The 12,864-nt window shown below is 33.5% G+C and carries 7 protein-coding genes; all 7 read right to left on the reverse strand.

Annotation, left to right across the window (positions count from 1 at the left end):
- Positions 1 to 300: 300 nt before the first annotated feature.
- Positions 301 to 3,258, reverse strand: coding sequence for a hypothetical protein (locus Q8L85_01445; protein ID MDP1723351.1), 2,958 nt, complete (start codon positions 3,256 to 3,258; stop codon positions 301 to 303).
- Between the two features lie 71 nt (positions 3,259 to 3,329).
- On the reverse strand, positions 3,330 to 6,611 hold the full coding sequence (locus Q8L85_01450) for a DEAD/DEAH box helicase (protein ID MDP1723352.1): 3,282 nt from the start codon (positions 6,609 to 6,611) through the stop codon (positions 3,330 to 3,332).
- Positions 6,612 to 6,727: 116 nt separating this feature from the next.
- Positions 6,728 to 7,462 (reverse strand): flagellar basal body L-ring protein FlgH, encoded by a 735-nt coding sequence (gene flgH, locus Q8L85_01455; protein ID MDP1723353.1) that lies wholly within the window; start codon positions 7,460 to 7,462, stop codon positions 6,728 to 6,730.
- 1 nt (position 7,463) lies between these two features.
- Positions 7,464 to 8,453: a flagellar basal body P-ring formation chaperone FlgA gene (gene flgA, locus Q8L85_01460; protein MDP1723354.1), complete on the reverse strand. Its 990-nt coding sequence runs from the start codon at positions 8,451 to 8,453 to the stop codon at positions 7,464 to 7,466.
- Positions 8,454 to 8,732: 279 nt separating this feature from the next.
- On the reverse strand, positions 8,733 to 9,521 hold the full coding sequence (locus tag Q8L85_01465) for a flagellar basal body rod C-terminal domain-containing protein (protein MDP1723355.1): 789 nt from the start codon (positions 9,519 to 9,521) through the stop codon (positions 8,733 to 8,735).
- Positions 9,522 to 9,534: 13 nt separating this feature from the next.
- Positions 9,535 to 10,284, reverse strand: a complete 750-nt coding sequence (locus Q8L85_01470) for a hypothetical protein (GenBank protein MDP1723356.1) — start codon at positions 10,282 to 10,284, stop codon at positions 9,535 to 9,537.
- Positions 10,285 to 10,421: 137 nt separating this feature from the next.
- On the reverse strand, positions 10,422 to 12,864 hold a 2,443-nt coding region (locus Q8L85_01475; GenBank protein MDP1723357.1), incomplete at its 5' end, for a hypothetical protein.

Here is a 12,864-nt window from a genome sequence, read left to right on the forward strand (position 1 = left end):
AAGTGATTATTTATTGCTTGATCTAAGGTATTCATTTTTATCATTGTACAGCTCCTTTTTTTGTATCTTGTCTGTACTATGTTTTCTTATAAAAAATCAATACCTTAGATCAAATTAAAAAAGTGTCGTGTACTATGATTACAGATATAAAACGACCTTGATGTTTTTTAAAATCTAATTTTTTCATCAAAACGACCATTGAAGTCTTTACCTCTGTTAAAATACTCACAAGATAATAATGAATTATTAACATTTGTTCAAGAATATTTTAAATCTTTTCAAAAGACGTTTTGCTGCCCTCTATTGAATATAAACCCGTCCTGATTTAGACATCCCTACAAAACAACCATTACCAGCTTCATATTCTAATAGTTTTTCACCCGTACGTGCATCATATTGAGCAAATCTTCCCATACCTTCTTCAAGACCATGGATAACACGACCACTCAAATCAGGCAGAATATGATCCACAGTAAACCTACTTGACTGACTTTTAGTATTTTCGCACCAAATAATGCGTTGTTTAGAAGGCAGATCCAAAGATGCTGAAAGGGCCATAAGCTGTCCATTTTCTGTCAGGAAAAATAATTCAGTGCCTTTTGCAGATAATTTCAAAGATTTTTGACTGATAGAAGAAGGTAAATCAAAAACCCACTCTTCCTTATTTTCAACCATATTATAGCGGACCAATTGCGTATGTTTTTTATCTATTTCACGCTCGAAATAGAGGGTATTTTCTTGAGCCACCCAATTACCTCCACGAAGATGCGTATCTAAAATAGTTTCTATTCCTTGAGGACCTATAAAAGATAATTGATCTGATGCAAAGGCTGTTGCACAAAAATAATTTCCAGCTAACCCAAATATAGATTTTCCTTTTTTAGGTGAAATTTTTTGACGAAAAATTTCTGATGTTTCAGGCATTTTTACACCTGTAAGAATTTCCTCTTTCTCTGCATTTTTTTGTACAACATACAAAATATCTGCTGGATTTGAAGCGATAAAAATAATAGGGTTTTTGTCTGCAAATTCAAAATCTCTAACAACAGAACCATTTGTCTTATTAAGCAACAAAACCTTATTATGATAAGCCAAATAAATAACATCTTTGCCAACAGAATATAAAAGATGATATTTTTTATTTGTTTCACACATAACATCAAAAGCATAAGACCAAACAGCATATCCTGAGTCTGTATCACAAGCGTAAAAAACATGTGATTCGCAGAAATCCCTGCTTTTCATTTCCTCATCTGCAAATCCAAAAATCAGTCCTGAATCTGTATCAATCTTGGGAGAATCGAATGTTTTATCGATCTTAAAATGAGCAGGACGCTTTTCTTTTTGAAAAAACCGATGATAATTGACGTTATACAAATCTGTCAAATGCAAAGGAACATTAGTGATGTCGTCATAAATTTCACGCATATGAATAAGTGCTCTTTTTGCGGCATATTTATCAAATATAGTTGTTTCAGGATTCAATATAATAAATATGTTTTTGAAATATTCACGAAATACATCATTATTTATTTTTTCATCAGCACGCATATTAAGCGCAAGAATGTCTTCAGAATTTTTAAGGCGCGTAATAAGGTCATTAAAAGATTCAATACGCAATTTTAAAGGTTTCGATTCATCCCAAATCATTAAATCATTAAATTTTTGAAAAAGATCTGCATCAAAAAACTTATTGAAACCTGTTGTTTTACTATCTTCTATAAAGGCATGAATTTTATCTAGACTCACCGTTTGATTATTTAACGCAATCTGAATTGCCTGATTATTGAAATTTTTCCACACTAAATTTCTCTTATTCAAAGGAATATTCCAATAATCTTGTATTTGCTGACATACGATATCTTGATATATTTTTTCGTTTGTTTTTTCAAATTGATTTATTAAAAATAGCCATAATTTTTGTAAAAAATATGAAGCTTCAGCTTCTTTAAATATTGTATAAATCTGGCTATAATAAGGATCTTTTTTTTCTAAATAAGAAGAATATTTATTTAATAAATCAGCAAAAACTTCCTTAACCCAAAATTTATCTACATTGTTATTTATTTGATGTTCCAAATAAAAAAGAATATCATTGTAAGCTTTTTTTTGGATTTCTATATCAGGATAATCTAAAAGCAAACATATTTTTTCTCCTAAATTTGAATGCAATTGTAAAATGGATCGACTATTTTCTAAAATAAAAAGAAGATCTTTCTTATCAACAAATTGATTATTATCTAAAATAAAGTTTAAAGATCGTTCGAAATGATAATTTACAGGAAATCCATTCGGTTTCCTTGCTTCTGAATATTGATTAAGAGAGATCACAATTTCATTCAAAATCTCTTGCCATCCTAATATTGTGCCCTCAAATACATTCTTAGATTCTGGTTTTTGAAAATAAATATTTATCAGATCATTTAATCTTTTCTTTATTATTGTCTGTGCTATTTCAAAAAAAGAGGAAAAATTCAAATTTTTTTGAAGCGCTAAAACATCTAAAGAATCTTCTGTTATAAAGCGTGTTAAATTTTTTGATAGAAAATTTAAAAATTTCTGCGCTTCTTTCTCATCAATCACATAATATCGTGCAATAGCATCCAATAATGCATTTATGTTTTTATCATCATTATTTTTTGCTTCGTATTGATAGTATAAGTTCCAAAGAATTTTCTTAAAATTTTCTTTTTTTGATTTATTAATTTCTTCATCTATAGGCGCCTTTTCTAAAAGAAGAGCACAAAGCTCCAACTCACTTTGCGGCGCTGAACCACCATAAAAATTACTCATTTTAGTATAAATAGTTCTATAAAAACTTAAATTATTTAAGTCCTGTGCGGCTTCAAATAATAACTTAATGCGATCTTCACGCTTTGGATCATTTTTTGAACATAAATAAAATAAATGAAATAATCCTTCTTCAGGCAATGGATATTTACTAGGAAATTCTCTGCGAAAACAAGGCCCATCCGCTTCAATCGCTGTCAATACCTGTTGGTAGATTGGGTGCTGGTTAATAATATCATCTACTTCGTTTTTTTGTTTTTGTTCTTCAGCTCTGTTCCTTTCTTCGTATTGGCCCAAGATCTGATCAGTGCGCAACAATGCATCTTGAATAGAACTATCTATATCAGTTTTTTGAAGTTTGGGATTATTGTACGGAAACATCGCCCAGGAATCTTTGGGTATCACAACTAGACTGCTCCAAAAAAAAGCAATAAAAAGAAGTTTAGAGAATAAGAATCCTGATTTCATTATATTAAAAGCCTTATGTAAATATGTTTGTTTTTTTACTTTATTCTATATACACTTAAATATAGATTATATCAAATCTTTTCAAATAGCGTCTTGATATCATCCGCTGATAATTTATGGGCTGCTTGGCCATCTTCATCAAACAATGCACTTGCAAGCGCTCGTTTGTGATTTTGCATATGAAGAATTTTTTCTTCGACCGTATCCGATACAATAAATTTATACACAAAAACAGCTTTTTGTTGACCAATCCGATGCGCTCGATCCGTTGCTTGGCTTTCAACAGCTGGATTCCACCATGGATCATAATGAATGACTGTGTCTGCAGCTGTTAGATTAAGACCCACACCGCCAGCTTTAAGACTTATTAAAAAGAGCGGCACTTTACCCGCTTGAAATTCTTCAACAGGTTTTTTGCGATCTAACGTTGATCCTGTCAGCGTAACATACGGAATATTTTCTTTATGAAGCGCCTCTTTAATTAAATCAAGCATAGACGTGAATTGACTAAAAAGAAGTATTTTGCGACCCTCTTCAATCATTTCAGGCAACATTTCCATTAAAAGTTCTAATTTTGCCGAATGTTTTACTTTCTGCGCATGTTCAAGTTTTAATAAACGGGGATCGCAACACACTTGGCGTAATTTAAGCAAGGCATCTAAAATCGTGATATGACTTCTCGCCAATCCTTTTTGCGCAATTTCTGCTTGAACTTTTTGATCCATGGCAACGCGAATAGTTTCATAAAGATCGCGCTGATCTTTTTCAAGAACACAACGTTGAATAATTTCTGTCTTGGCTGGTAATTCGTGTATCACTTTTTCTTTTGTACGCCTTAACAAGAATGGCTTAATACGCCTTATTAAAAGTTTTCGACGATTTTCATCCTTATCGCGTTCAATAGGATTACGGTATTGATCTTTAAATTGCTTTTCATTCCCTAAAAATCCTGGGCTTAAAAAATGATAGATGGACCATAATTCGCCCAAATGATTCTCAAGCGGTGTACCTGTTAAACAAAAACGATGTTCAGCTTTCAATTGATACACAATTTGTGTTGTTTGCGTTTTATTATTTTTTATACGATGCGCTTCATCCAAAATAATAGAATGAAAATAATGGGACAATAATTTTTCTTTATCACGACTTAATAAGGAATAGGTTGTAAAAACAATGTCACTTACTGAAATTTTATCATAATGATTTTTACGCGTTGCACCATGAAGTACTAATATTTTTAAATCAGGTGTAAAACGTTGTGCTTCTGCTTCCCAATTCACCATTAAGCTGGTGGGTGCAATCACTAAAGCTGGTTTTGTTAAACGACCTTCTTTTTTTTCAATCGATAAATGGGCGAGCGTTTGAACCGTTTTACCCAGGCCCATATCATCAGCCAAAATACCGGATAATTGATGCGCGCGTAAAAATTGCAACCAATCAACACCCTCTTTTTGATAGGGCCTTAAAGATGCTTTAAAACTATCGGGTAAAATTGAGGCATTAATGCCCGTAAAACTGCGTAATTTTTTACCCAGTTCAGCAATTTTTTTATCACCAAACCAACGTAAATCCAAGGCATGTTGCGCATCGTCAATTTCAGCAAGATAGGGCGCTTCATAATAAGATAATTTCAGGCGTCCTTTTTTATCCAAGCTATGCGTATCGTATAAATCTTTTAAAAACAAAAAGATGTGCTTAACGGCATCCCATTTAAAGTTAAAATATTTATTTTTTTCTTTTGAACGGATAATGATGCTATCATTTTGATCATATTCTTCAAATTGCTCAAAAATTAATGGATTATCTTTTAAAGCTGCAACAATAATAGGCATTAAATTAAATTTTTGCCCGTCAACATCGACGCCCAACTCAACATCAAACCAATGATTACCATCCGCTTTTTCAATATTTGAGTAAAATTGATTATCATGAATAATGGATTGAAATGGAAAATCTTTATCTATCGTAACCTTCCATCCCAGTTTTTTGAGATCTGGAATCGCTTTTTTTTGAAATTCGAACCAATATCCTTGAGAATTTGCACCCTCAAACGTAAATAAATGATGCGTATTATCTGGCAATCTTGCAATCTGCTTGATATCTTTAAATTCTTTCAAATGAATAGATAATAAAATGTTTTTTACATTTTCTTCAAATAACAAATTTCTAGACATTAAAAACATCTTATTATTTTCAATAAATTTTAATTCATTGTTTCCGTCATTGTAATCAATAAGCTGACCATTATAATAAAATTTTAATTGTCCACACATAAACTCAATAATTTGATTAAAAGAATTTCTGGCTTTTTTAGTGGTCAATTCAAAACAAGGAATAGGATCGATAGGTGTTAATTTTTCAACAAGTATTTCTTTAGGCGCTTCTATTTTTAGTGTTGTGTTTGTTAAATGCTGCATTTTAGAACGTAATGCATTAACATTTTCCACAGGTATTTTAGGCGCATGCAGCAATTTAGAAATAAGATGATGCGGTTCTTGAAAATTTATAATTCCCATTTCAGCATTTTGATGATCTACAAACCAATATTTATCAAATTCATACAAATCATTATATTCTTTGTCCAAAGATAATTTTAATTTTTGAGAACCATCATCATTAAGCACCCACTCAAATTTCCCGAAACGAGGATTAGCTAATTTCATCAGAATATTAGATTCAAATGAATAATTGCTATAATAACACCTACCTGTTTTTAAAATTTTTTCAACAAGATTTGAGTCTAATGTGTTTGATGAATAACTTAAGGAATTAACATAAGGGTATAAATCCTTCATAATTTCAATATCATCTTTTTTAATACTTTTATCATAAATCACTTTATCAAGATTTCTTGGGCTTACTTTTTGATCAGCACTTATTTTACCATTTTTAAGAATGCGTTGTTTGGTAAATGCAAATTCTATTGATGATCCATAGCTTTTCTTAATAATATAATTAATCCAAAAAGATTCTTCTTCTATTTTTGAAGGCTCTTGCTCCTTTTCTAAAGCATTAAGCCAATCTTGAATTTGATAAGGCAATTTTTCTTCTATTAGCTTTTCTTGCAATACGTCCATTTTAAATAAACCTTCATAATCTGCTTGTAAAAAAGCGGCAACGGCGTGTTTACAATTAAAACCAACGGGACAAGAGCAATTCGCTATTAATGCATTATCTTCATCAAAATAAATTGTTACATTATATTTTCGTGCGCCCTGAACAACGGCTTTTAATATATCATTCTGAAATTTAATAGATTTTACCCTATTTTGCTTGTAATAAAGATTACCTCGCTCATAAGTTGAAACACCTACTTCTGATTTTATAGTTTGAGGCGTATAAAGGCTTGACATGCATCTTGATCCAATAACAAATAAAACTGATTGATTTTATGTAATTTACTTATGTTGTCAATACAAATTGTATATATAGTTTAAATCAAGTTTATCAGCATCTCATTTCTTAGGAACTAATACGGTAAAATAATATCCAAAAATTGTTGCCCATAACGTGGTTGTTGCACGTCTGTTATATGACCGCGACCACCATAGGAAATACGGGCTTCAGCAATTTTCTCAGAGTTTATTTTGTTCTCGGACGTAATATCTTCAGGTCGTATAATGCCTGCGACTTGAAGTTCGCGCACTTCGTAATTCACGCGGACTTCTTGCCTACCTAAAATAACAAGATTATTATTAGGTAACACTTGCGTAACGACCGCCGCTACATTCACTTTTATTTCTTCGTCGCGCTTAATAGTCCCCGTGCCTTTGCTATTCATTGAACTACCAGCGCCAACCATTTTTGCTAAATTAAGAGATTTGTGATTTTTTTTAATGCGCGTTTCAAGTCCTGCAAAATTATCCACGCCTAATTTATCAGAATTATTGCGACCTCTGGAGGTTTCATTATTTAATTTTGCAGAATCTTTCAAATTAATAATCACTGTTAAAATATCACCCACCTGACTTGCGCGTTGATCCTTAAAAAAAGATTTTTCGCCCTGACGCCATAAGGAGTTTTTACTTGATTCATAATGCGTTGTTGGCGGCATAGGCAAACTCACTGGTCTATAAGCAGGATTCATCACAGGGTTTTGAATGGGCGATAAAGGTGGTGGATTCCCCAAGGCATTCAAACGATCCACTAAATTACAACCAGAAAGTAATGGCATTAATCCTATTAAAAATGCACATCTTAGCATTTCATCCACCCACATTTTTAAAATTTTGTATTTCCACAAGATTTTCGTCTATTACTTTGCCTTGTAAAACTTTTTTGCTGCTCATATTCATCACGGGAATAAATTCGCCTTTGCGACCATCAGCCATTGCCTTTCCTTGAGTTGCAACAGCCATATCACTTGTTTTAAGCTGCATCATCACAAGCGCATTTTTACTAATCATAAGCGCCGATTTAACCTGCCTATTTTGAATAGGTTGGTGCGGTAAAATTGATAATTGCGCCACCATCCCAATTAGATCTTGTTGATTTGTTAAAATGGATCCGTGTAAACGCTCCAACCTAATATTGGTCATTGTCAAATCATCAGGACCTATTTTTTTACCAATCATAATAGGGTTTTTAGCAACTGGTATTTGAACAAGCGGATATGCATAGCCTTCTAAAACAAAAGATGTGGGTGTTTGATTCGGCAAATCATCACTTACCCATTGAAATTTAGCTGAAAAAAAATTTGATTGTGGTGAATATATATAATCAACAATTTCAGGTCTAACACCCTCTATTAAAGGCATTTCAATCTTTTTATTTTTAGATTGAAGCACATATTCATAATCCTTTGTTTTAAAAAAATCATGATTATTTTGAGATTCAATCCAATCTAAATGCACTATTTTAATAGGTTCAATAAGTTGATCATGATTTAAAAGACGTGATTTACGTTTAATAATTAAGGAAGTCGTCCCCAAATATTCATGGCCAAATTGCTGCGCAATGGCTTTAAGTTTATCTTGAGGAAATAAATTCTTTTTACCTAATCCGGGCGTAGGCCCTATAATTTGAGTTTTTTGCGCATCTGGTAATCCATCAAAAATATCACCTAAAAAAATATTATCCTGAAAAAGTTCAAGCTCTTGCGTTTTTAGATATACTTCTTCAGCGCATAATCCATTTGATTGTAAAAACAATCCGAGACAGGCTAAAATAATTTTAATTTTTTCCAGAAAATTCAATACATTCCCCAAGTTTTATTATTATAAACGCAAATTTAGAATTAAAAACAATAAAATCAAGAGATTCGTCGTTGCGAGCAGCATAGCTGCGTGGCAATCCAGTCAAAAACTAACATGCAACTTGTTAATTGTTTTTTCTGGATTGCTTCTTCGCCCCTCTTAATTTGGGGCTCATCGCAACGACAGAAACTCTTAGTTTTCTAGTAAATGGTATTATCGAGTTGGCATTAATACCAAATATGTACCCAAAATAGCCTATCCCTTTGTAAAAAGAAACAATTATGCGGCACGCGTAATTTGTTTTTCCTTCTCATCTTCACGTTCGATCACTTTTGTCGCATAACCGTAAAGTTTAGAAACCTCGACCAACCGAATCAATTGATCTGTTGGATTAACTGTTGATCTTTCCACTGCATGTTGTACAAATTCGCCGTAACCATCAGTACCTGCAATACCGGGAATTGGCGCACCAGATCCATCTGGACCTGTTTCTAAGTATAAATTATCCTTTGTTGGCCGAAGCGCATGGGGATTGTTAAAAATAACAAGTGTCATTTGCCCTAAAATCGTTGGCGCTGTTTGACCTGGCAATATCGCCTGCCACTCACCATTAGGACTTAATGTAATTTCACGCGCCTCAGGAGGAATAATAATGCCTGGATCTAATTCGTAAGGTCCTTTTTTAAGCACTGTCGAACGAATTAATCTTAAATCCCGTGTATAGGCTTTGCCATTTGCAGTATTCACAACCGCATAACCAGGTCCATTAATCATTACATCGAAAGGATTACCCGTTTGATCTTGTGATCCTTGCGAAATAAGTTGATACAGACCTGCAAGCTTAATACCTTTAACAATATTTGTACCAACGGAATAATTGCCAGCTGATTCCGACGCAAAAGCACCCGCTGATTTAAGATTTTCAACAGCCGCCACTTCAAAATTGGCAACAAAAGCACTCGACGCATTAACACGCGTCAAAGCAAGATTTGACGCAATCGTCGCCATTTCAGTATCAAGCGCCATAAAAGTCGATGCTGTTATCCCTAAAGTAGAATTTGTCGCCATTTAAATTTGCCCCTTATGCATTCACTTTAAGCCAAGCATTCACTGTATCAAGTTCAGATTTATGTCTTTTTTTTGCGAATTCGTCGATAGCTGTATAATTACGTTGTGTTTGCATATAAGAAAATAAAACTGTCGATGAAGAAACATTTGCTTTTTCAAATGATCCTTGTTGCACTTCAACCATCATTTTACCTTCTTCATCAAAAGGCGGTAAAGCTTCATCCTTTGTTTCATATAAATGGCGGTATTTAACATAGGTCATGTTTTGTTCATTTTCAAAGCGCACAACACCTAATTTCCCGTCATATTGATCGCCCATACTTATCGCAAGATCGGGCGACACGTGTAAATCCTCGATTGATTTACCTAAGGGAATTGTAAGCGGTGAATCATCGTCTTTTAAAAGAATACCATCAATGCCAACCATCACTTCACGATTGGGCCCCATATGACATCTTCCATTACGACCATAACGAACACCCTCTGGCGTTAACACTTTAAAATAACCTTGGCCAATAATTGCAAAATCGAGCGCATTGCCAGTACTTGTAACATCACCTGTTGCAAGATTTCGATACGTACCACGCTCTTGTGTGAAAGAAACAGGATTTTTACTATGATAATCAATATGTTGTTGAAAATAAAGCTTATTTTGTTGCGCCCCTGGTAACAAGGCAAGACTTAAATTCCCTGTTAAGACAGCAAACTGACGATCAGCAGATGTTTGGTGTGACAAAAGGACGTAATCGATATTAGCACTCATGGGACACTCTTTATTTCATTAAGATCTACAAGATAAATGCAATAAGCATGCCAATACATTAAGCCTAAAAAGAGAAGGGTGTTTATAGGAAATATAGCCTATCCCCACTTAACGTAAGGATAGGCTTTCGTTAATTCTTAATCGAGAATAATGCTGTTATCAGAAATCTGATGATTATTTTCGTCAACTTCATTTAAAATACCAAGTTTTGTTAATAACAACGCCACAGCAAGATGTGTAGCACCTGTTTGGTTATACAAAAGATCATTAACATAATCTTCAATAATTACTTCATCAATAATATTGTCTTCGCTCATTCTTTTGGCAATTTCTTTATCACGCAATTGTTCTTTCGCAGCAACACGTATCATATCCCAGATAATGTTTTCGCCCGTTCCTGGTGCCGTAATACTTAATTTAGATGTATCAATCATTTCTTTAACATGATTGATGATTCTATTGGCTGTAAAATCTTCATGGAACAGATCTAAAGTTTCTTGTAAAGATTTTGATGTCGTATTTTCATGCGTCATATGCCAAATATCAAAATTGGGCATTTTGTCTGCTTGACGTAATCCAACGATACTCCCTAAAAGACCTTCAACATACGAAATATCATGTGGTCTTTCTGCATGCGATAAACCTGTTATATTTTCAACAAGCGCATTGATGGTTTGGCGTTTTACACCAAGCAATTCGCGCGTTAACATATTTTTAAGGTTAGCCCAAGTTAACGGCATATCCTTATCAATTTTAGTTTGATCTAAAATGGCATTAACGGCGTCTTCTAATTTTTCCTCACACGCCAATTCCATTAAATTTAGAAGTCCAACAGGCCAAGTATTGCTGACATAACCGCGCATTAATTCACGTAATTTAGCGCCTTCTTCAACATCAAAATTGTTTAACAAAGCCATAAAATTTTCACTTTTAACAAAATCACGCATTTGATTTTGGAAAGTCAAAAGATCACCACGTTCATTAACATCATTTGCCTTTAGTTTTTGAATAAGACCTTCCATTGAAGTCGTTGATAATTGGTCGCCAAATTTATTAGCGGGTAGATAAATATCATACACTTCGCATAATTGAGCCAATGTTTCGAAGAATTTTTCTTCATTTGATAATTTTACTAAAATATCGAGGGCTAATTTTAAGTTTTGGCCTAATGCAACGCGATCACTAAGGTCAATATGCTTTTCAAACTTTACAACAGAGCCCAACAGAGCTTTTAAAAGCTGTGCTTTTTCTGTTTGAAAATCTGTCAAATGCCTACGGAATATATGATCAGGTTTCAGCATATGCGAAACAAGTGTAATCATTTGAGCGCGTGATTTATTAAAAGATGTTGCCAAATATTCATCTGTTATATAAGGGTTATTGTTAGTTTGAAGACGAATTAACCAATCAGCAATATTTTTTAGTTCAGCAAAAGGAAGGGCTTCAGATTCAACTAAATAATGATCTCCGATCGCTTGATCTTTGCCTTGTTTACATTGCAGCAAATCAGGCATAATCTTCATTAATTTTTCTTTTCCTTTTAAACCCATTTTTTTATATTTTTGAATAATGGCTTGAAGCATCATGGATTCTTCTGAAAAAGGGGCCACGAAATATTTTTTAAAATCGGCGCCAAAATTTCCTGGATCAGTATTATCAAGTATGCCTTTGATTTGAGAATCTATATCGTCACCAAGAATGAAATAAACATCTTCAAGTGTCGCTAAAGCTTCTTGATTCACTGGCAAATAATTAAATATTTCTGGATTAATGGTGAAATAAAGAGCTTGCGCGTTTTCTGTATCAAGTTTTATATCAAGGACAGAAGGATGATGTACAAAAGGATCTTTAAGTTTTAAAAGCAAATCTGCATAGACCTTTACAGCACCATCACGAGGACCCCCATCGCAAGCATATAAAAATAACAATTCCTGTATACGTAGATTATCTTCACCGAATTGAGTTGCATATTTTTCACAAAGAACGGCTTTATCTTCATTGGAAAGATAAGCCCAATATTCTATAATGAAATTTTGAAATTCTTCTTGATATATTTCGCCATCCCGTAAATAATTTTCTAGTTTTTCTTCTTGCAAAACTTCAGATTGCATTCTTTCTTGAATCGCTTCAAAAATCTCACTATATTGTTCATTGAAGATTTGCCTAGCTGCTTCATTATCATTCAAAACGTCAAAAGACCAATCTCGAATAAATTTGTGGGATGCATGTTGTGCTAAATCTATATGACGGGCGATCAACTCCTGAAGATGATTTATTCTTATGTTTTGATCAGACCAAAGCTGCAAAAGACACTCAGCTTTGTTGACTTCATCTTGCGTATAATGGAAAAGCTCTAAATAAGCTGCAACTAATTCTGCTCTATGCGCTTCTCTTGTCGGTTGATCACGCCAAAGCCACCAAAGATATTGAGCTTTTTTGGCTTCATCTTGCGTATTATGGAAAAGATCTAAATAAGCCGCGACCAATTCTCCTCTATGTGCTTCTCTTGTCGACTGATCATACCAAAGCGTCGAAAGATATTGAGCTTTTTTGGCTTCATCTTGTGAATCTCTTAAAAGA

The sequence above is a fragment of the Alphaproteobacteria bacterium genome (genome assembly GCA_030680745.1).
Classification (GTDB): Bacteria; Pseudomonadota; Alphaproteobacteria; order JAUXUR01; family JAUXUR01; genus JAUXUR01.